This window comes from Pseudomonas sp. NPDC085632 (assembly GCF_044541255.1).
GTDB lineage: Bacteria > Pseudomonadota > Gammaproteobacteria > Pseudomonadales > Pseudomonadaceae > Aquipseudomonas.
The window spans coordinates 72,283-91,274 of sequence record NZ_JBITSX010000005.1 but is presented as its reverse complement, the minus strand read 5'-3'; the positions used below and the strand labels follow the sequence as shown (position 1 = coordinate 91,274).

At 59.6% G+C, this 18,992-nt stretch carries 14 protein-coding genes and 1 pseudogene; 11 read left to right on the top strand and 4 right to left on the bottom strand.

What is annotated here, in order from left to right; all coding sequences use genetic code 11:
* Nucleotides 1-29 precede the first annotated feature (29 nt).
* Nucleotides 30-500 (top strand): RidA family protein, encoded by a 471-nt coding sequence (locus tag ACIF4X_RS06525; RefSeq protein WP_397481441.1) that lies wholly within the window; start codon nucleotides 30-32, stop codon nucleotides 498-500.
* Nucleotides 497-1,708 carry an aminotransferase class V-fold PLP-dependent enzyme gene (locus ACIF4X_RS06520; protein ID WP_397481440.1) on the top strand — a complete coding sequence of 404 codons (1,212 nt, stop codon included), beginning with the start codon at nucleotides 497-499 and terminating at the stop codon, nucleotides 1,706-1,708. Before ACIF4X_RS06525 ends, ACIF4X_RS06520 begins: the two co-directional genes overlap by 4 nt.
* Here the strand turns inward: ACIF4X_RS06520 and ACIF4X_RS06515 are convergent.
* Entirely contained in the window at nucleotides 1,678-2,019 is a 342-nt protein-coding gene (locus ACIF4X_RS06515) for an aspartate-semialdehyde dehydrogenase (protein ID WP_397481439.1), read from the bottom strand. The two genes, ACIF4X_RS06520 and ACIF4X_RS06515, sit on opposite strands and share 31 nt — an antisense overlap.
* A gap of 252 nt (nucleotides 2,020-2,271) precedes the next feature.
* Between ACIF4X_RS06515 and rapA the strand changes: the two genes are divergently transcribed.
* Nucleotides 2,272-5,118 (top strand): RNA polymerase-associated protein RapA, encoded by a 2,847-nt coding sequence (gene rapA / locus ACIF4X_RS06510; RefSeq protein ID WP_397481438.1) that lies wholly within the window; start codon nucleotides 2,272-2,274, stop codon nucleotides 5,116-5,118.
* 246 nt (nucleotides 5,119-5,364) lie between these two features.
* Here rapA and ACIF4X_RS06505 read toward each other — a convergent pair whose 3' ends face one another.
* Nucleotides 5,365-6,714: a spinster family MFS transporter gene (locus tag ACIF4X_RS06505; RefSeq protein WP_397481437.1), complete on the bottom strand. Its 1,350-nt coding sequence runs from the start codon at nucleotides 6,712-6,714 to the stop codon at nucleotides 5,365-5,367.
* Between the two features lie 301 nt (nucleotides 6,715-7,015).
* Between ACIF4X_RS06505 and ACIF4X_RS06500 the strand changes: the two genes are divergently transcribed.
* Nucleotides 7,016-7,384, top strand: coding sequence for a YkgJ family cysteine cluster protein (locus tag ACIF4X_RS06500; RefSeq protein ID WP_064119770.1), 369 nt, complete (start codon nucleotides 7,016-7,018; stop codon nucleotides 7,382-7,384).
* 149 nt (nucleotides 7,385-7,533) lie between these two features.
* Nucleotides 7,534-9,816: a putative bifunctional diguanylate cyclase/phosphodiesterase gene (locus ACIF4X_RS06495; protein WP_397481436.1), complete on the top strand. Its 2,283-nt coding sequence runs from the start codon at nucleotides 7,534-7,536 to the stop codon at nucleotides 9,814-9,816.
* On the opposite strand, the gene ACIF4X_RS06490 is transcribed toward ACIF4X_RS06495, so the two are convergent.
* The gene (locus ACIF4X_RS06490) at nucleotides 9,707-10,603 is read right to left on the bottom strand and encodes an NAD(P)-dependent oxidoreductase (protein WP_397481435.1); all 897 of its coding nucleotides are present in this window, start codon (nucleotides 10,601-10,603) and stop codon (nucleotides 9,707-9,709) included. The two genes, ACIF4X_RS06495 and ACIF4X_RS06490, sit on opposite strands and share 110 nt — an antisense overlap.
* A gap of 196 nt (nucleotides 10,604-10,799) precedes the next feature.
* On the opposite strand from ACIF4X_RS06490, the gene ACIF4X_RS06485 reads away from it, so the two are divergent.
* Nucleotides 10,800-12,998: a hypothetical protein gene (locus ACIF4X_RS06485; RefSeq protein ID WP_007918508.1), complete on the top strand. Its 2,199-nt coding sequence runs from the start codon at nucleotides 10,800-10,802 to the stop codon at nucleotides 12,996-12,998.
* Between the two features lie 303 nt (nucleotides 12,999-13,301).
* Here the strand turns inward: ACIF4X_RS06485 and ACIF4X_RS06480 are convergent, their stop codons facing one another.
* Nucleotides 13,302-13,622 carry a DUF2288 domain-containing protein gene (locus ACIF4X_RS06480; RefSeq protein WP_397481434.1) on the bottom strand — a complete coding sequence of 107 codons (321 nt, stop codon included), beginning with the start codon at nucleotides 13,620-13,622 and terminating at the stop codon, nucleotides 13,302-13,304.
* A gap of 352 nt (nucleotides 13,623-13,974) precedes the next feature.
* Between ACIF4X_RS06480 and ACIF4X_RS06475 the strand changes: the two genes are divergently transcribed.
* The 5 genes and pseudogenes from ACIF4X_RS06475 to ACIF4X_RS06455 all read left to right on the top strand — a co-directional run bounded on the left by ACIF4X_RS06475 (nucleotide 13,975) and on the right by ACIF4X_RS06455 (nucleotide 18,974).
* A complete protein-coding gene (locus ACIF4X_RS06475; RefSeq protein WP_034154998.1) occupies nucleotides 13,975-15,102 on the top strand; it encodes a branched-chain amino acid ABC transporter substrate-binding protein in 1,128 nt (375 codons plus the stop codon).
* 230 nt (nucleotides 15,103-15,332) lie between these two features.
* Entirely contained in the window at nucleotides 15,333-16,256 is a 924-nt protein-coding gene (gene livH, locus ACIF4X_RS06470) for a high-affinity branched-chain amino acid ABC transporter permease LivH (protein WP_034154997.1), read from the top strand.
* Nucleotides 16,253-17,509 carry a high-affinity branched-chain amino acid ABC transporter permease LivM gene (locus tag ACIF4X_RS06465; protein ID WP_397481433.1) on the top strand — a complete coding sequence of 419 codons (1,257 nt, stop codon included), beginning with the start codon at nucleotides 16,253-16,255 and terminating at the stop codon, nucleotides 17,507-17,509. Before livH ends, ACIF4X_RS06465 begins: the two co-directional genes overlap by 4 nt.
* Complete coding sequence (gene livG / locus ACIF4X_RS06460) at nucleotides 17,506-18,273, top strand: high-affinity branched-chain amino acid ABC transporter ATP-binding protein LivG (RefSeq protein ID WP_077571419.1); 768 nt, start codon at nucleotides 17,506-17,508, stop codon at nucleotides 18,271-18,273. The genes ACIF4X_RS06465 and livG overlap by 4 nt, the downstream gene beginning before the upstream one ends.
* A pseudogene (locus ACIF4X_RS06455) lies at nucleotides 18,273-18,974 on the top strand (ABC transporter ATP-binding protein). The gene livG and the pseudogene ACIF4X_RS06455 overlap by 1 nt, the downstream one beginning before the upstream one ends.
* Nucleotides 18,975-18,992: the final 18 nt, after the last annotated feature.

Genomic DNA, 18,992 nt, shown 5'->3' with positions numbered 1-18,992 from the left:
CTGAGGCCCTTCATTCAGGAGGTCTCAACATGAGCGAATCTCTGCGCGAGCGTATCGAACAACTCGGCCTGCACCTGCCAACACCGAGCCAGCCCATCGCCAACTATATCAACCACGTTGTCAGTCAGAACCAGTTGTTCATCTCAGGGCAGATTCCGTTGCTGGATGGCAAACCTGCATTCATCGGGCGACTCGGTGAAGTCATCAGCGAAGCAGAGGGGATCAACGCTGCCGAACTCGCCGCACTGGGTTTGCTTGCCCAACTGAGCGATGCCCTGGGCGATGACCTATCGAAACTGGTGAGAATTATCCGCCTCGGTGTTTTTATCGCCGCCACGCCCCAATTCCAGCGTCAGGGCGCGGTCGCCAATGGCGCTTCCAACCTGCTGGTCAACACGCTGGGCGACAAGGGCCGGCATGTCCGCACCGCCATCGGCGTCGCCAGCCTGCCCAGTGGCGTCGCGGTAGAGCTCGACGCGATTTTCGAGCTCACGCCGTGAACAGCGAGGACGTCGAATACCAGCGGGCAGCCACCCCCGGCTGCGCGCGGATCATTCACTTCAACCACGCTGGCTCTTCACTGCCAAGTCAGGCCACCCTCGATGCGATAATCGAGCAGTTGCAACGCGAAGCACTGGGCGGGCCGATGGAGGCCGCCGATCTGCAGATTCAGCAACGGGCGCGCACCGCAGCCGCGCAAATGCTGAATGCCGAACCCGAGAGCATCGCCTTCGCCAGCAGCGGCTCGGCAGCATGGAGTCAGGCATTCAATGCGCTGGGGCCCTGGCAAGCGGGTGAGCGGATTCTGGTCGGGCGCCATGAGTGGGCCGGCAATCTGGCGTGCATCGCTGAAGCGGTGAAGGCCGGGGCACGTCTGGACGTCATTCCCTGTGACACCCACGGTGCAGTCGATCCGCAGGCACTGGCGCAGATGATTGACCACAACGTGCGGCTGATCGCACTGACCTGGTTGCCCGCCAACGGTGGCCTGATCAATCCCGCCGCGCAGATTGGTCAGGTCGCGCAACGACACGGCATCCCCTACTTCGTCGATGCCGGCCAGGCCTTGGGGCAGTTACCTTGCGATGTTCAGGCCTTGCATTGCGATGTGCTCAAAGGCGCGGGACGCAAATACCTTCGAGGCCCGCGCGGCACCGCTGTGCTCTATGTGCGGCCGGGCTTCATGCAGCGTTTGCTGCCGGTGCAGCGCGACGTGCTTTCGGCGCCGTGGGACGGCCAGCGGTTTGCCTTGCGCGAGGATGCCCGGCGTTTCGAAACCAGTGAAGTGTCATTGGCGCTACTGGCCGGACTGGCCAATGCGCTGGAAGAACACAACCGCATCGGTGCGCAGGCCATACGCCGGCGAATCGAGCAGATGAGCCGCCCGCTGCGCCAACGCTTGCGGGACATTCGCGGATTGTCATTGCAGGATCTCGGCCGCGAGCATCAGCAATCAGGGCTGATCGCCTTTACGCTTGAGGGCTGGGATTGTCTGGCCTTGAAACAGGCGCTGGCCATGCGAGGGATCAACATTGGCGCCAATGGTGTCGCCTACACCCCGCTGGACATGCAGGCGCGAGGGCTTCAGAACATTGCGCGGATCTCTCTGAGCTACCTGAACAGCGAGGCAGAAATCGACGTATTACTGACAGCGCTGAGCGAACTGGCCGCCCAGCCTCAGATCTCGATATCGACCCACAAACCCTGACGCGGTTGATCTTCCATCAGCGGCACCACCGGCACGGTATTGTCGGCGTTCAGCGCGGTGCCGGGCACGGCCAGATGCTCTTCGGGATCTTCGTCGGCTTCGCGGCGGCGCCGATCACGCTCCTGCTGGCGGCGCTGTTCTTCGCGCGCCATCAGGCGATCCTCTTCCGGATCGCGCTTTTGCAGATCGATCGTGCTTTCGCTGGAGCTTTCCTGCACCGGCACCACCGGAGGAATGTCCGGCCGCTGGCGGATCGGATCCTGCTGGGAAGTGATCGGCACAGCGCTCAGGGGGAGCATCGGTGGCAACATATAAGGGTCTCCTGTGTGCAGGCTATCGGCTGCGGCAAAGACGCCTTGAGCCATCTGTCGCAAATCTGTGACGCACTTGGCACGTGTAGGAGCTGCCGCAGGCTGCGATCTTTTAATGGGACAACACGGATTCCAAGTGTTCCCCAAGATAAAAAGATCGCAGCGTTCGGCATCTCCTACCCAGTAATCTTTGGCCCTGAAGCCTGCATTCCGTTAAGATAGCCCGCTTTTTCAAGGTGGGAGTCAGGCAGCATGGCGCAGCAGTATCAACCGGGGCAACGCTGGATCAGTGACAGCGAAGCAGAGCTTGGTTTAGGCACCGTTCTGGCACAGGACGGCCGCTTGTTGACCGTGCTTTACCCGGCCACTGGCGAAACCCGCCAGTACGCGCTACGGAATGCGCCCCTGACCCGCGTGCGGTTCTCGCCGGGTGACAGCATCACCCACTTCGAAGGCTGGAAAATGACCGTGCAGCAAGTCGACGACGTCGACGGGCTGATGGTCTATCACGGTCTCAACGGGCAGAACGAAGCCGTCACCCTGCCGGAAACCCAGCTGTCGAACTTCATTCAGTTCCGCCTGGCCAGCGACCGTCTGTTCGCCGGGCAGATCGACCCGCTGGCGTGGTTCTCGCTGCGCTACAACACCCTCGAACACACCAGCCGCCAGCTGCAATCTTCGCTCTGGGGCCTGGGTGGCGTTCGCGCGCAGCCCATCGCGCACCAATTGCACATTGCCCGTGAAGTCGCCGACCGCATCGCGCCGCGCGTTCTGCTGGCGGACGAAGTGGGTCTGGGTAAAACCATCGAAGCCGGTCTGGTGATCCATCGCCAACTGCTCTCGGGCCGCGCCAACCGCGTGCTGATCCTCGTCCCGGAAAACCTCCAGCACCAGTGGCTGGTGGAGATGCGCCGCCGCTTTAACCTGCAGGTCGCGCTGTTCGACGAAGAGCGCTTCATCGAAAGCGATGCCGCCAACCCGTTCGAAGACACCCAACTGGCGCTGGTCGCGCTGGAATGGCTGGTCGACGACGAGAAGGCGCAGGACGCACTGTTCGCTGCCGGTTGGGATCTGCTGGTGGTCGACGAAGCGCACCACCTGGTTTGGCACGAAGAAAAGGCCAGCGCGGAATACTCGCTGGTCGAACAACTTGCCGAAGTCATTCCGGGCGTGCTGTTGCTCACCGCCACCCCGGAACAACTCGGCCAGGACAGCCACTTCGCCCGTCTGCGCCTGCTCGACCCGAACCGCTTCCACGACCTGGCCGCGTTCCGCGCCGAGAGCGACAACTATCGCCCGGTGGCCGAAGCCGTTCAGGAGCTGCTCGACAAGGGCCGTCTCTCGGCCGAAGCGCACAAAACCATTCACGGCTTCCTCGGCAACGAAGGCGAAGCCCTGCTGACCGCGGTCAACGATGGCGACACTGAAGCCAGCGCCCGCCTCGTGCGCGAACTGCTCGATCGCCACGGCACCGGCCGCGTGCTGTTCCGTAACACCCGCGCCGCCGTGCAGGGTTTCCCGGAGCGCAAACTGCACCCGTACCCGCTACCGTGCCCGGACGAATACCTCGAACTGCCGCTGGGCGATCACGCCGAGCTGTACCCGGAAGTCAGCTTCCAGGCGCAACCAGACGCCAGCGAAGAAGAGCGCTGGTGGAAATTCGACCCGCGTGTCGAGTGGCTGATCGATCAGCTGAAAATGCTCAAGCGCACCAAAGTGCTGGTGATCTGTGCCCACGCCGAAACCGCGATGGACCTGGAAGACGCCCTGCGCGTGCGCTCCGGCATCCCGGCCACGGTGTTCCACGAAGGCATGAACATCCTTGAGCGTGACCGCGCCGCCGCTTACTTCGCTGATGAAGAGTTTGGCGCGCAAGTGCTGATCTGCTCGGAAATCGGCAGTGAAGGTCGCAACTTCCAGTTCGCTCACCACCTGGTGCTGTTCGATCTGCCGTCGCACCCGGACCTGCTTGAGCAGCGTATCGGTCGTCTCGACCGGATCGGCCAGAAGCACATCATCGAACTGCACGTGCCGTACCTGGAAACCAGCCCGCAAGAGCGCCTGTTCCAGTGGTACCACGAAGCGTTGAACGCGTTCCTCAACACCTGCCCGACCGGCAACGCCTTGCAGCACCAGTTCGGCCCACGCCTGCTGCCGCTGCTCGAAGAAGCCGACGACAGCGAGTGGCAAGCGCTGATCGACGAAGCGCGCACCGAGCGCGAGCGTCTCGAAGCCGAGCTGCACACCGGCCGTGACCGTTTGCTGGAGCTCAACTCCGGCGGCGCCGGCGAAGGTGAAGCGCTGGTCGAGGACATCCTCGAGCAAGACGATCAGTTCGCCCTGCCGATCTACATGGAAACCCTGTTCGACGCGTTCGGCATCGACAGCGAAGACCATTCGGAAAACGCCCTGATCCTCAAGCCGAGCGAGAAAATGCTCGACGCCAGCTTCCCGCTGGGCGACGACGAAGGTGTGACCATCACTTACGACCGCAACCAGGCGCTGTCGCGTGAAGACATGCAGTTCATCACCTGGGAACACCCGATGGTGCAGGGCGGCATGGACCTGGTGCTGTCCGGTTCGATGGGTAATACCGCCGTCGCGCTGATCAAGAACAAGGCGCTGAAACCGGGCACCGTGCTGCTGGAATTGCTGTATGTCAGCGAAGTGGTAGCGCCGCGTTCGCTGCAACTGGGCCGTTACCTGCCGCCGGCCGCCCTGCGCTGCCTGCTCGATGCCAACGGCAACGACCTGTCGGCTCGCGTCTCGTTTGAAACGCTGAACGATCAGCTGGAAAGCGTGCCACGTGCCAGCGCCAACAAGTTCATCCAGGCCCAGCGCGATCAGCTGACGCCACGGATCAACGCTGGTGAAGACAAGATCGCCCCGCGTCACGCCGAGCGCGTGGCCGAGGCCCGTCGCCGCCTGGCGGCCGACACCGACGAAGAACTCGCGCGCCTGACCGCGTTGCAAGCGGTCAACCCGACCGTGCGTGACAGCGAACTGGTGGCGCTGCGTGAACAGCGTGAGCAGGGTCTGGCGATGCTGGATAAAGCGGCGTTGCGACTGGAAGCGATTCGGGTGCTGGTGGCGGGCTAAACCGCCCTGCCCCATCGCTGAAAACAAGAAGGCCCGCAGTGATGCGGGCCGATCGTTCCCACGCTCTGCGTGGGAATGCCTCAAGGGACGCTCCGCGTTCCAGCTCTGGAAAGGGACGCAGAGCGTCCCGGGCTGCATTCCCACGCAGAGCGTGGGAACGATCAAGCAAAGATCGCAGCCTTCGGCAGCTCCTACAGGAAACCGCATTCCCATGTAGGAGCTGCCGAAGGCTGCGATCTTTTGATCTTAAGCAGTCGCTACTGCAACTTCTGGCTCAACCACAGCAACCAACCCTTCCTTCATCCGCTGCGCATCGCGCACAAAACACCGCGCCGCCAGAAACAGAAACACCATCGTCAAAAACAGCGCCACCGGAATCAAATACATCGCATCATGCAGCCCGACCGCCTTGAACGCCTCGGTCATCTGCTCGGCACCTGCCGACAACATCGCCGTGTGCGCAAAATGATCGGACAAGCCACCGACCACCACCGGCCCCAACCCACCGCCGAGCAAATACAACCCGGCAAAAAACAACGCCATCGCCGTCGCCCGCAAACGCGGTTCGACCACGTCCTGAATCGCCGTGTAAACACAGGTGTAGAAGTTGTAGGCAAACAGCCAGCCAACGCTGAACACCGCGACAAACACACCGATCTCGATACGCCCGGCATGCAGCGCCCACGCCGTGCACAGCGTCGAAATAATCAGACTGAACGCCGCGAACAACAGCCGCCCATTGGCCACACGCTGGTGAATCTTGTCAGCAATCCAGCCACCCAGCGTCAACCCGACCAGCCCGGTCACGCCAACGATCATGCCGGTGGCCACGGCCGCTTCCTGCAATGGCATGAGGAAATAGCGCTGCAGCATCGGCACCAGAAACGAGTTGCAGGCATAGGTCGCGAAATTGAAGCACAACCCGGCCAGCACCAGCCAGAGAAAGGTCGGCACCGCCAGAATCCGGCGGATCGGCCTGTCGACTTTCTCTTGAGACACTTGCACGGTTTCCGCCGCGCCGCGCTTCGGCTCCTTGATGAAGAACATGAAGATTGCCAGGATCAACCCCGGCACCGCTGCAATGAAGAACGGCGCACGCCAGCTATCGAACGCCTTGACCATCGCACCGATGGTGAAGAACGCCAGCAACAATCCCAGCGGTAACCCGAGCATGAAAATGCCCATCGCCCGCGCCCGCCGATGCGCCGGAAACAGATCGCCAATCAGCGAATTGGCCGCGGGCGCATAACTGGCCTCGCCGATGCCGATGCCCATGCGCACGATCAGGAAACTCCAGAAACTGCCGACCAGCCCGTTGACCGCCGTCAGCGCACTCCACGTCGCCAGGCCCCAGCCCATCAATTTGCTGCGCGAACCGGTGTCGGCCATCCGCCCTAGGGGTAGGCCGGCAATCGCGTAAACAATGGTAAATGCGGTACCGACAATCCCCAACTGGAAGTCACTGAGGTGCCATTCCATGCGGATCGGCTCGATGATGATCGCCGGGATGGTGCGGTCGAAGAAGTTGAACAGGTTGGCGAGGAACAGCAGGAACAGAATGCGCCAGGCATTCGCCGCTTGGGTCGAGTTCTGCATGGGTCCGTCTCTTTATTGTTATAGGGCTTCACTGCCAACGCATCCGAGCCCGGAACCTGCAATCTAGTCAGCCCGTCGGAAGCTGTCTGTGATCATTCGTCTGCCTGATATCGGCTCATGCCACTGTAACGAAACGTAAGCCCTTGATAAGTCTGCAATCCCCCGAAAACCGGGGCTTTTGCGGCAAAACCTTGCCACAAAAAAATAGTTTCGCGCCCCCCTTCCCAAGTCTGTGGCGAAGCCTAGAATGGCGGCCGGATCCGTCCGGATCTCCCGATCAATCCCTTTGATACCCCCGTCCATGTCCGAAGCCAGTCCGTGTCTGAATTGCGGTGCCTGTTGTTCCCATTTTCGCGTGTCTTTCTTTTGGGGCGAGTGCGCTTCCTCCGGTGGCACGGTGCCCGATGAACTGGTTACGCAAATCAGTCCCAGTCGCGTGGCGATGAACGGTACCGACTGTAAATCGCCGCGTTGCACGGCGTTGGTCGGCGAAGTCGGCAGCGAGGTGAAGTGCTCGATTTATGAATTGCGCTCCAGCCCCTGCCGCGAATTCGAGTCATCATGGGAAAACGGCGAACAAAATGTCGATTGCGACAAGGCCCGTGCGCGTTTCGGTTTGCCGCCCCTGCAACCGGACTGGGCGCAAATCCCTTTCGAACAGATCGCCTAAGCTTTTAGCGCCAATCGCTATGACGCTAATGCCGAAATCATTAGCGCCAATGTGCCACTACCCCTTCCACAGCAAAAACCGCCTCTATACTCCAGTCATTCGCCTGCGTTGACCGCGCAGTAAGGACGACTTCAGAAATGGGGCATGCTATGGAGTGGCTTGGTTTGCAGTTTGTTACCGAGCTGCCGGAGAGCGGGCAGGTCATTTTAGATTGCACACATAATCCCTTGCTGGTGCTGGTGGCCTATCTGGTTGCCTGCGCGGCCAGTTTTGCCACCCTCGATATGGCGGAGCGGGTTGGCCACGCCGAAGATCTGCGCTCGCAAAGGCTTTGGCGCTGGATCGGTGCGACGTGCCTGGCCGGGGGAATCTGGGCGATGCACTTCATCGGCATGCTGGCATTTCAGGCACCGATTGAAATTCAGTACGACCTGCCCATCACCCTGTTTTCCCTGCTGATCGCCCTGCTCGCCTCGTGGCTGGCCATGCACACGCTGAGTGAAGCGCAGCCCAGTTTTGTGCAATACCTGAAAACCGCCATCGTCATTGGTCTGGGCATCGCCGGCATGCATTACGTCGGCATGGCGGCGATGGAATCGAACGCTACCGCTTATTACCAACCGGCGCTGTTCGTACTGTCGATCGCCATCGCCATCGGCGCCAGTTTCGCCGCGCTGTGGGTGGCCGGCTATTTGCGCGAAGGCAGTGGCCTGGTGCATCAGATACTCAAGTACGCCGCAGCACTGATCCTCGGTGCCGGCATTTTCAGCATGCATTTCACCGGCATGGCTGCGCTGAATCTGGTCTTGCCGGCAAACAGCTTGCCGTCGATAGCAGCCGAAACCAGCCACCTGCAATTGGGGCTTACGGTCGCGCTGATCACTTTGCTGATCCTTGGCAGCGCGATCAGCGCCGCGCTGGCCGACAAGAAACTGCAGAACAAGGAGCACGACCTGCGTCGGGTCAACGCCTTGCTCAGCCAACTCGATCAGGCGCGCATGTCACTGCAGCAAGTGGCCAACTATGACGCGCTGACCAACCTGATCAACCGTCGCGGTTTCAACCAGATATTCGCCGAGAAGCTCAGTCAGAAAACCAGCGAAGGCGGCATGCTCGCGGTGATGTTTCTCGACATCGATCACTTCAAGCGGATCAACGACAGCCTCGGCCATGACGCCGGTGACGAACTGCTCAAGGTCATCGCCAATCACATCAAAGGTTCGGTGCGCAGCCATGAAGACGTGGTCGCGCGTTTCGGCGGTGACGAGTTCTGCATCCTCATCAGCCTGCGTGAGCGTGAAGAAGCCCGCAATATGGCCCAGCGCATCATGCTCAAGATGAAGGAGCCGATCGAACTGGCCGGGCGCCGCATGGTGATGACCACCAGCATCGGCATCAGCCTGTTTCCGGAGGATGGCACCACCTGCGAGGAACTGCTCAAGCACGCCGATCTGGCGCTGTATCAATCCAAGGGTGCAGGACGCAACGGTCTGCATTTCTTCAGTTCCAACCTCAAGACCCGCGCCAGCTTCGAACTGCAACTGGAAGAAGAACTGCGCCATGCCCTGCGCGAAGAAAACGGTTTGATGCTGTATTACCAACCGATCTTCGAACTGAAAACCGGCCGCGTCACCAAGCTTGAAGCGCTGATTCGCTGGCAGCATCCGCTGCATGGCTTGCTGACCCCGGATCGTTTCATCTCGATTGCCGAAAACAACGGCTTGATCGCCGAACTGGACAACTGGGTGCTGCGCCGCGCCTGCAAGGATCTGGGTGAACTGTCGCGCCATGGCTGCGAAGAATTGAAAATCGCCTGGAACTGCTCACCGCTCAACCTCGCACGGGAAGAACTGGCCATTGAAATCGAAAATGCGTTGCACAGCGCGGGGGTCGCGCCGGAACGGCTGGAACTGGAGGTCACTGAAAACGCATTGATGGGCAATATTGCCAACACCCTGGTGCTGCTGCGACAGATCCGTGCGCTCGGTGTGTCGCTGTCGATCGACGACTTTGGCACCGGCTATTCGTCGCTGGCCTACCTCAAGCGCCTGCCGCTCAACACCTTGAAAATCGACCGTTCGTTCATCCTCGACATTCCCACGGCAACCGCCGACATGGAGATCGTCCAGGCGATCATCGTCATGGCGCACACTCTGCATTTGCAGGTGGTCACCGAAGGCGTGGAAAGCCTGGAGCAGTACGAGTTTCTGGAACGCTCGGGCTGCGACTTCATTCAGGGCTACCTGCTCAGCCGCCCGGTGCCGCTGGACGAACTGCGCCCGGTGCTGGAAGAAATCAATCAGCGCAAACATTCACACGCGGTCAATCCGTTGATTCTGGCGCGCGGTACATTTGCACCAGTGTCGCTGGATCCTGCGCCAAATAACCTTGCGCCCCATGCAGGCGCATCAGTTGTGCGGCCAATCCGCTGATCGGCGTCGCCGAACCCTGTTCGCGGGAAAATTTGACGGCGGTGTCGAGGTCCTTGAGCAGCGTACGCACGTGCCATTTGATCGGCTCGAAACGGCTTTCGGCCATTTGCGGGGCGAGGATCTGCAACGGTTTCGAATCGGCAAAACCGCCGGCCAACGCTTCGGCGATCAGACTTGCATCAACGCCCGCCTGCTCGGCCAGCGCCACCACTTCGGCGATGACCAGCGCATTGCAGGCGACGATCATCTGGTTGCAGGCCTTGGTCACTTGCCCGGTACCGATACCGCCCATGTGCGTGACACGATGACCGAGTTTGAGCAGCACTGCACGCACGCGTTCAAGATCTGCCACTTCGCCACCGACCATGATCGCCAGGCTACCGGCCTCGGCACCGACCACGCCGCCGGACACCGGTGAATCCAGCCAGGCCATGCCGGTTTTCTCCAGCAGTTCGGCGGCCATTTCGCGCGTGGCCGTCGGTTCCAGACTGGAAAAATCCACCAGCAACTGGGCTTTTTTCGCACCTTCGGCGACACCGTTCGGGCCGAACACGACTTCGCGCACCACCGCCGTGTCGGCCAGACACAACATCACCACGTCGGCGTGTGCGCACAGTTCCGCCGGGCTTGCGACCTGTCGGGCACCGGCCTCGACCAGTGGCGCGCACTTGGCCGGGTTGCGGTTCCACACGGTCAGCGGGTAACCCGCGGCCAACAGACGCCGGCACATGGGCAGGCCCATCAGACCGATTCCGGCGAACCCCAACGAAGGTAGCGTTGACATCATTTTGCCTCTTTTCGATTAAAGATCGCCGAATAATGGCCGATTCATCAACGATCAGGAAAGGATTCCCCCCAGCGACAGTCAGGCCAAAACCCTGATGCTCGGGCTCAATTCGCGCACAAAAGACGCGAGATCTTATTCCGTGAGGTTCGCAGGCAACTGGCCCGCGAGCCAACCCAGTCCAGGTATATGGCGCACAATGACTTCTAAAAACAATCCCGCCACTGCGGTATCCGATCTGACGTTAAGCCCCGCTGCCAACAGCCCTTCATCGTCGAAGCCATTGGTCCCGTCGCGCCCGCTGTCGACTCAGCAATACCTGTACTTCACCGAAACCAATACCGACCGCATCCTCGACAACCTCGACGGCCTGCGTGATCTGGTGTTCCCGCGCCCGCCGCATCTGGAAGGCGACAACGAGCAGCACAACGATCAGGAATTCCCCTCGGTGTGCCTGATCGGCCTCGGTCGCTGCGGCTCGAACATCGCCCTCGACGTCGCGGAGCTGGTGTACAACGCACGCAAGTTCTACCTCAACGAATTCAACAATGAAGACCGCGCGGCGGATCGCCGACTGGCCGACAAGGGCTACAGCCCGGCACAGTGGATCAAGAACAACCTGCGCATCGGTCCGAACAAATCGACCAAACCGGTGTTTCTGGTCGAGCCGCTGGTGATGCTCGGCGACCTCGACAAGGACATCGCCGGGCGCATCCGTTTCTCGCGCAAAGGCGAGAAAAGCGGCTTCCTGCGCGACTACAGCAAAATGAAGATCATGGACTTGTCCGAGGTCCACGCCGGTGGCGCCGGTAACGCGCCGATCCTTGGCCAGTACCTGGCGAAGATCATCCTCAACAAGGACACCCAGCGTTTCTCCAGCCCTGACTGGAAAATGATCCACTCGTACCTGATCGACAGCTGCGGCATCAAGGCCAACCAGTCGCGCCTGTATTTCTCGATCTTCAGTGCCGGCGGCGGTACCGGTTCCGGCATGGCTTCGGAATTCGGCCTGGCCCAGCAGCACTCGTACATGAACAAGACGTTCGACACCAAGCCCATGGACGAGCATGACGGCAAGAGCGGTCATTCGTTCGTGTTCGAGCCGATCTTCACCAGCGGCATCTGCGTGCTGCCGAACATTTCCGACCATCGCAGCGAAATGTCCGAGGCGCTGCACATCAACGCCGGTCGCTTGTTGTGCAAATACCTCTCGGAAGAATGGGATTTCTCTTACAACTTCGCTAATGAAGACAGCAGCGAAGCCAGCGTCATGGGCCGTATCCGCCCATGGAACGCAATGATGCTGATCTCCAACGACATCATGCGTTACGCCGAAGAGAGCGACGACGGCAACATCCAGAACATTGATGTCAATGCCATGGAAAAGCACGCCAACCAGTACATCTCGCAGCAGATCTTCAACATTCTGACGGCGCAGGCAGTCACCACTGACTACGACCAGAACTACTTCCGCCGCGCCGGCATCGACATCGGCGAAACCATTCGCCTCGACGCCAACGACCTGTTCATGAGTCTCGCCGGCCCGGTGGCAATTGCCTACGCCGAATCGGTGGTGCCGGAAACGCCGCCGCCGAGCAGCGACAAATTCAAGGTGTTCGACAAAGAGCCGCAGCGCCTGAACATCGACGACCTGTTCTTCCGCTCGATTGACCTGCCGCACTTCAACAAAGTGACGCAGGCGATCGAAGGCATCAGCCTGTTGCCGATCGAATCCAAGCGTTATCGCGCTTCGCTTGAGCAGTACAAGAATTCCGGCTACGACGCTGCCGCGCTGCACGACCTGCACTTCTTCAAGAACTGCTCGTCGGTGGTCTCGATCGTTTCGCTGCCGAAAGACTACAAGTTGTCGTACATGGACCTGAATCGGTTGAAGACCCACCTCAACAGCCTGTTCCCCAACACCACGCTAAAGCGTTACGCGTTGGTGATCGGTGCTTCGGCCAACCTGTCGCTGACCACATTGATCGCCAAGAGCCCGTGCCTGTCGGATGACTTCCTGACCCTGATCGTGGCGTTCATCAAGCGCTGCTTCGCGAAGAACCCGTACCGTTTCGACGAGACCCTGGACAACTCGATTCTCGACTTCATCATCAATGAAGAATTCGACGAAGACCGCATCGACGACCTGCTCAACGAGTTCGAGAACCCGGCGAAGATCCTCGACACCAACTGGTACGCGATCAAGCCAATGTACGAGAAGAAGTACCGCGAGCTGATCAACGACAAAGAGAAGTTTGTCTCGATCAACGACATTCGTCTGTCGCGTGATTGCGTGAAGAAGTCGATCAAATACCTGCGTGAGATTTACCGTCACCGGATTGGCAAGACCAAGGTTATTTCCCTGAATAACCATACCGGCAAGTCGTTCTCGGTCTGATCGAAGACCGAGTCGCCCCTATCGCTGGCAAGCCAGCTCCCACAAGGTCCGGGTGAACACAAATTTTGTGAACAACACCAAACCTGTGGGAGCTGGCTTGCCAGCGATGAGGCCCTGAAACTCACTGCAGATTTCAGCCTCTTCAATATCCAGAAACAATTAAGCAGCCGTTAGGCTGCTCACTAAACTGTTCCCGTTACGTTTACGTCACCGTGAGGCCACCTTCGCTTGTGGTGTTTCTCTACGGCAACGTGCCATCACGCTACTCCGCTACACACATTTCGCCGATCAGCGGACGCACCATCAAGGGGCATCGCTGGCGACGCCCGCCCTTTCCTGGATCAGAATCCACGGCGAAACCACCACCGCCCACAACGATGGATCGCGTTCAAAAAGATCCAGCGCCCGCGTTTCAGAGAGCTTGGCGACCTTGTCTTCGGCCAGCCAGGCAGCCACTTTCTCGCCTTCATCCGACGCCACGGCCTCGGCGGCAGCGATCAAATCAAGCGTAGGGTCGACCCACAATAGGGCACCCTTGGCGAAGAACGGCTCCAACTCTTTCCAGGTAATAGATGCGGTTTCACCAAGCAGCTTGGCATAGAGGGTGCTAGGTTCTTGATTCATGGGTGCTGTCCGGAAAAGAAATCGACGCGAATAATAACGTTGGTGGTCCGCCAGCAAAACCCGGTTGCAAATGGCTGTACCGAACGAAAAGAGCAGGAACGCCAAGGAATGCTGCTGATTGGGATATATACCCACGAACGCCCCGCCGCAATTCTGTCTTTTTCATTCAAAAATGCGACACCCCCAAGTTTTGCCCCTCGGCGCCCGCTTCCCAGGCTGACAACCGGCGCTCTACACTGTACCGGTACAGTTGCCGGGGGCATTTCCGGAGGGTATCGCAAAGATATCTGACCCGGTTCTGCTGCTACGGCGCCAGAACTCAAAAAAATTACAACAGTAAGAGTGGAGCACTATGACTAAGGCTACTAAGCAGATTTCCAAACTGTTTGCCGCTATGGTTCTGGCCGGGGTTGCCAGCCATTCGTTCGCAGCTGACACCATCAAAATCGGTATCGCCGGTCCTAAAACCGGTCCAGTAGCCCAGTACGGCGACATGCAGTTCAGCGGCGCGAAAATGGCCATTGAGCAAATCAACGCCAAGGGCGGCGTCGACGGCAAGAAACTCGAAGCCGTTGAATACGACGATGCCTGCGATCCGAAACAAGCGGTAGCGGTCGCGAACAAGGTCGTCAACGACGGCGTCAAGTTCGTGGTCGGTCACCTGTGCTCCAGCTCCACTCAACCGGCTTCGGACATCTACGAAGACGAAGGCGTGATCATGATCACCCCGGCTGCCACCAGCCCGGACATTACCGCCCGTGGTTACAAAATGGTCTTCCGTACCATCGGTCTGGACAGCGCCCAGGGCCCTGCCGCCGGTAACTACATTGCCGATCACGTAAAACCGAAAATCGTGGCCGTCCTGCACGACAAGCAGCAATACGGTGAAGGCATCGCCACCGCCGTCAAAGCGACCCTCGAGAAGAAAGGCACCAAGGTTGCCGTGTTCGAAGGCGTCAACGCCGGCGACAAGGACTTCTCCTCGATCATCGCCAAACTCAAGCAAGCCAACGTCGATTTCGTTTACTACGGCGGCTACCACCCGGAGCTGGGCCTGATCCTGCGTCAGTCGGCCGAAAAAGGCCTGAAAGCCAAGTTCATGGGTCCGGAAGGCGTGGGTAACGACTCCATTTCGCAGATCGCCAAAGACGCTTCCGAAGGTCTGCTGGTAACCCTGCCGAAATCCTTCGACCAGGATCCGGCCAACATCGCCCTGGCGGATGCATTCAAGGCGAAGAAAGAAGACCCGAGCGGCCCGTTCGTGTTCCCTTCCTACTCGGCGGTTGAAGTGATTGCCGGTGGTATCACCGCGGCCAAATCCGAAGACCCTGCCAAAGTGGCCGAAGCCATTCACGCCGGCACCTTCAAAACCCCGACTGGCGACCTGAGCTTCGACGCCAAGGGCGACCTGAAGGACTTCAAATTTGTGGTTTACGAGTGGCACTTCGGCAAACCAAAAACTGAAGTTTCGCCTCAGTAAGGCGCTGCCTGACTGACTGCCAATAAAGCCCACGGCGTGCCGTGGGCTTTGTTTTACGAATGTATGGGCCGCGCTGGCGTGATCCGCCAGTCTCCCCACCTGAAAATCTCAAAACCGTCATCAGCGGTTCGCTGGCAAAACCCGGATTCGAAGTGGATATAGATCCACGGGGCCGGGCGGGAAAATGACTCCACCAGTGAAATGCGTATCAGGTTTTTAGGAGCGTTGTAATGCCTGACCTCTATCACTTCTTCCAGCAGCTGGTTAATGGTCTGACCATTGGCAGCACGTATGCCCTGATTGCCATCGGCTATACGATGGTTTACGGCATCATTGGAATGATCAACTTCGCCCACGGCGAGGTGTACATGATCGGTTCCTACGTGGCGTTCATCGCCATCGCCGGGCTGGCCATGATGGGAATCGACAACGTCCCGCTGTTGATGACCGCAGCGTTCATCGCGAGCATCGTTGTCACCAGTTCGTATGGTTACAGCATCGAACGGATCGCCTACCGCCCCCTGCGCGGCAGCAACCGTCTGATCCCGCTGATCTCCGCCATCGGCATGTCGATCTTCTTGCAGAACACGGTTCTGCTGGCGCAAGACTCCAAGGACAAATCCATCCCCAACCTGATCCCCGGGAACATTTCCTTCGGGCCAGGTGGCGCACATGAAGTGCTGATTTCCTACATGCAAATCGTGGTGTTCGTGGTGACCCTGGTCGCCATGCTCGGCCTGACGCTGTTCATCTCCCGCTCTCGCCTGGGTCGCGCCTGCCGCGCCTGCGCCGAAGACATCAAGATGGCCAACCTGCTCGGCATCAACACCAACAACATCATCGCCCTGACCTTCGTCATTGGTGCTGCGCTGGCGGCCATCGCGGCCGTGCTGCTGAGCATGCAATATGGCGTAATCAACCCGAACGCCGGATTCCTCGTCGGCCTCAAAGCCTTTACCGCAGCGGTACTCGGCGGTATCGGCAGCATCCCCGGCGCCATGCTCGGCGGGTTAGTGCTTGGGGTGGCGGAAGCGTTTGGCGCCGATATCTTCGGCGACCAGTACAAGGACGTCGTGGCTTTCGGCTTGTTGGTTCTGGTGCTGTTGTTCCGCCCGACCGGCATTCTGGGCCGTCCGGAGGTTGAGAAAGTATGACTAGGAATCTTAAACAGGCACTGTTCAGTGCCTTGCTGGTGTGGGCCGTGGCCTACCCGGTACTCGGTCTGAAACTGACCATCGTCGGCATCAACCTCGAAGTGCACAACACCAGCCCGATGATTCTGGCGACCATCGCCATCTGCTCGGTGCTGATGTTCCTGCGGGTGTTGTTCAATCAGCAGATCAGCAAGGCGTGGAAGTCCTCGCCGGGCCTGCCGTTGATCCCGGCCAAGGCCAGCAACTTCCTGACCCTGCCGACCACGCAACGCTACTTCATCATTGCGCTGATCATCGGTGCACTGGTGTGGCCGTTCTTCGGCTCGCGTGGCGCGGTGGACATCGCAACGCTGATCCTGATCTACGTGATGCTTGGCCTCGGCCTGAACATCGTCGTCGGTCTGGCCGGTCTGCTCGACCTCGGTTACGTCGGCTTTTACGCCGTCGGCGCCTACAGCTACGCGCTGCTGTCGCACTACTATGGCTTGAGCTTCTGGATCTGCCTGCCGATTGCCGGCCTGATGGCGGCGACGTTCGGCTTCCTGCTGGGCTTCCCGGTGTTGCGCCTGCGCGGTGACTATCTGGCGATCGTGACCCTCGGCTTCGGCGAGATCATCCGTCTGTTCCTGCGTAACCTGACCGACATCACTGGCGGTCCGAACGGCATCAGCAACATCGAGAAACCGACGTTCTTCGGCCTGACCTTCGAGCGTAAGGCGGCGGAAGGCATGCAGACCTTCCACGAATACTTCGGCCTCGAATACAACTCGATCAACAAGGTGATTTTCCTCTACCTGGTCGCGTTGTTGCTGGCGCTGGCAGCGCTGTTCATCATCAACCGCTTGCTGCGCATGCCGATCGGCCGTGCGTGGGAAGCGCTGCGTGAAGATGAAATCGCCTGCCGGGCACTGGGTCTGAATCCGACGATCATCAAGCTGTCGGCGTTCACCCTCGGTGCGAGCTTTGCCGGTTTTGCCGGTAGCTTCTTCGCTGCCCGTCAGGGTCTGGTGACCCCGGAGTCGTTCACCTTTATCGAGTCTGCAATCATCCTCGCCATTGTGGTGCTGGGCGGCATGGGCTCGCAGCTGGGTGTGATTCTGGCTGCCGTGGTGATGATCCTGTTGCCGGAAATGATGCGTGAGTTCAGCGAGTACCGCATGTTGATGTTCGGTGCGCTGATGGTGTTGATGATGATCTGGCGTCCACAAGGTCTGCTGCCGATGCAACGCCCACACATGGAGTTGCGAAAATGAGCCGCGAGATCCTTAAAGTCGAGAACCTGAGCATGCGCTTCGGCGGCTTGCTGGCGGTCAACGGCGTGGCCCTGACCGTCAAAGAGAAACAAGTGGTTGCACTGATCGGGCCGAACGGCGCGGGCAAGACCACCGTGTTCAACTGCCTGACCGGTTTCTATCAGCCAACGGGCGGCAGCATCCTGCTGGACGGCGAGCCGATTCAAGGCCTGCCGGGCCACAAGATCGCCCTCAAAGGCGTGGTGCGCACCTTCCAGAACGTGCGCCTGTTCAAGGACATGACAGCGGTCGAGAACCTGTTGATCGCCCAACACCGTCACCTGAACACGAACTTCCTGGCCGGCCTGTTCAAGACCCCGGCGTTTCGCAAAAGCGAGCGCGAGGCCATGGAATTTGCCGAGTACTGGCTGGAAAAGGTCAACCTCAAGGAGTTCGCCAACCGTACCGCCGGCACCCTGGCCTACGGTCAGCAACGGCGTCTGGAAATCGCTCGCTGCATGATGACCCGTCCACGGATCCTCATGCTCGACGAACCGGCCGCCGGCCTGAACCCGAAGGAAACCGAAGACCTCAAGGCGCTGATCAGCGTCCTGCGTGAAGAGCACAACGTCACCGTGCTGTTGATCGAACACGACATGAAACTGGTCATGAGCATTTCCGACCACATCGTCGTGATCAACCAGGGCACGCCTCTGGCTGACGGCACGCCGGAACAGATCCGCGACAATCCTGAAGTGATCAAAGCCTACCTGGGGGAAGCGTAATGCTGCAGTTCGAAAACGTTTCCACCTTCTACGGCAAGATCCAGGCCCTGCACAGCGTCAAAGAAGAACTCAGTCATGGCGAGATAGAGACCAAGATCGTCGCCAACTGAGCACGCAAGACAACGCTGCTGATGACGCTCTGCGGTTCGCCGCAGGCGCACAGCGGCAGCATCCGCTACATGGGTGAGGAACTGGTCGGCCAGGACTCGTCGCAGATCATGCGCAAGAGCATCGCGGTGGTGCCGGAAGGTCGTCGGGTGTTCGCCCGTCTGACCGTTGAAGAAAACCTCTCCATGGGCGGTTTCTTCACCGACAAGGGCGACTATCAGGAGCAAATGGACAAGGTTCTCGGCCTGTTCCCGCGTCTGAAAGAACGCTTCAACCAGCGCGGCGGCACCATGTCCGGCGGCGAACAGCAAATGCTCGCCATCGGCCGTGCGCTGATGAGCAAGCCGAAACTGCTGCTACTCGACGAGCCGTCACTGGGCCTGGCACCGATCATCATCCAGCAGATTTTCGACATCATCGAAATGCTGCGCAAGGATGGTGTGACGGTGTTCCTGGTCGAGCAGAACGCCAACCAGGCGCTGAAAATCGCCGACCGCGCCTACGTGCTGGAGAACGGCCGCGTGGTCATGCAAGGCACCGGTGAAGCGCTGCTGACCGACCCGAAAGTACGCGAGGCGTACCTCGGCGGTTGATATGTTTCGCCCAACAAA

What these genes read in the sequence shown, in the direction of transcription:
- ACIF4X_RS06525 (WP_397481441.1), top strand. Translation starts at nt 30, where the DNA reads ATGAGCGAATCTCTGCGCGAGCGTATCGAACAACTCGGCCTGCACCTG.
- ACIF4X_RS06515 (WP_397481439.1), bottom strand. Translation starts at nt 2,019, where the DNA reads ATGTTGCCACCGATGCTCCCCCTGAGCGCTGTGCCGATCACTTCCCAG.
- rapA (WP_397481438.1), top strand. Translation starts at nt 2,272, where the DNA reads ATGGCGCAGCAGTATCAACCGGGGCAACGCTGGATCAGTGACAGCGAA.
- ACIF4X_RS06505 (WP_397481437.1), bottom strand. Translation starts at nt 6,714, where the DNA reads ATGCAGAACTCGACCCAAGCGGCGAATGCCTGGCGCATTCTGTTCCTG.
- ACIF4X_RS06500 (WP_064119770.1), top strand. Translation starts at nt 7,016, where the DNA reads ATGTCCGAAGCCAGTCCGTGTCTGAATTGCGGTGCCTGTTGTTCCCAT.
- ACIF4X_RS06495 (WP_397481436.1), top strand. Translation starts at nt 7,534, where the DNA reads ATGGAGTGGCTTGGTTTGCAGTTTGTTACCGAGCTGCCGGAGAGCGGG.
- ACIF4X_RS06490 (WP_397481435.1), bottom strand. Translation starts at nt 10,603, where the DNA reads ATGATGTCAACGCTACCTTCGTTGGGGTTCGCCGGAATCGGTCTGATG.
- ACIF4X_RS06485 (WP_007918508.1), top strand. Translation starts at nt 10,800, where the DNA reads ATGACTTCTAAAAACAATCCCGCCACTGCGGTATCCGATCTGACGTTA.
- ACIF4X_RS06480 (WP_397481434.1), bottom strand. Translation starts at nt 13,622, where the DNA reads ATGAATCAAGAACCTAGCACCCTCTATGCCAAGCTGCTTGGTGAAACC.
- ACIF4X_RS06475 (WP_034154998.1), top strand. Translation starts at nt 13,975, where the DNA reads ATGACTAAGGCTACTAAGCAGATTTCCAAACTGTTTGCCGCTATGGTT.
- livH (WP_034154997.1), top strand. Translation starts at nt 15,333, where the DNA reads ATGCCTGACCTCTATCACTTCTTCCAGCAGCTGGTTAATGGTCTGACC.
- ACIF4X_RS06465 (WP_397481433.1), top strand. Translation starts at nt 16,253, where the DNA reads ATGACTAGGAATCTTAAACAGGCACTGTTCAGTGCCTTGCTGGTGTGG.
- livG (WP_077571419.1), top strand. Translation starts at nt 17,506, where the DNA reads ATGAGCCGCGAGATCCTTAAAGTCGAGAACCTGAGCATGCGCTTCGGC.